This is a genomic window from Bartonella sp. TT110JLCBS (assembly GCF_042193405.1).
In the GTDB taxonomy this organism is placed as follows: Bacteria; Pseudomonadota; Alphaproteobacteria; order Rhizobiales; family Rhizobiaceae; genus Bartonella.
In genome coordinates this window covers 1-873 of the sequence record NZ_JBHILT010000156.1, presented here as the reverse complement: position 1 = coordinate 873, position 873 = coordinate 1, and the positions used below count along the sequence as shown (strand labels likewise).

Here is an 873-nt window from a genome sequence, read left to right as displayed (position 1 = left end):
GAAAACACGACTATCAATCTCTATGGACCAGCCTTTAATGTTTTAGTTGCATCCGGTCTGTTAGGTTATGTGAGTGACGGCAAACAAACCACTGTTGGCTTTGATGGGAATAGATATGACTTTGTAAGCAGAATTATTGGTGGCAATGGCTATACCTACGGGACACTTCCTGCTGGCAGTAACATGTTTAAAGAAACATTGAATATGTTCTCAGATCCCTACAATCCCCATACTTGCCTTGGAGATGCGGGTCCAAAATGTCGAGATATATATGGACTTTCCCATCGAGTACAATTCCCTTTAAGGAGGAAAAAATGAAACAAACCCTAAAATTATTAAGCGCTGTAACTTTGTTCAGTATAGCCGGATGTCAATTTAACAAACCTCCTCTAGGAGAGGTGGCAGCGTGGAAGAAACCAGGAGCAGATTTTACAGAGGTAGGAAAAGCCTTGTTAGAATGTGGAATGCCAACTCCTTATTATACTGATCCAGAAAGCAGAAAGCTAAGTAACAATGCATGGGCAACAATTCATGCTTGTATGGTTCAAGCAGGTTTCCATTATGAAAATGAACATGAGGGAGGATGGTGTTATACTTTTAGAGCCGAAAACCTTCCCATTTGTCGTCCTGGCGCTGTCATACCACAGCGCAGTGTCAAGAAGCGCTTGAACAGCCCGTTTTGTAAAAAATATAAAAATAGTCGCAAATGCCAGCCTTAAGTTTTGCTGTTTGTGATGATCAACAATCTGCCATCCTTGCCTTCGCTTGGAATGGCGCGATTGTTTCCTCAACCAACCATTTCAATATTGTTCACCGTTGTTTAAACAGCGGTGACAGAAAATATCAACAGGCTTATGAGCTCTGTTTTATTGT

1 protein-coding gene and 1 pseudogene are annotated in these 873 nt (G+C 41.4%); both read left to right on the top strand.

The genetic code is table 11. From position 1 onward, the window contains the following. Positions 1–318, top strand: a pseudogene (locus ACFILW_RS10150) (filamentous hemagglutinin); the annotation flags it as partial. Further along, a complete protein-coding gene (locus ACFILW_RS10145; protein ID WP_375639414.1) occupies positions 315–719 on the top strand; it encodes a hypothetical protein in 405 nt (134 codons plus the stop codon). The pseudogene ACFILW_RS10150 and the gene ACFILW_RS10145, both read left to right, overlap by 4 nt. The last annotated feature ends 154 nt before the right edge of the window (positions 720–873 follow it).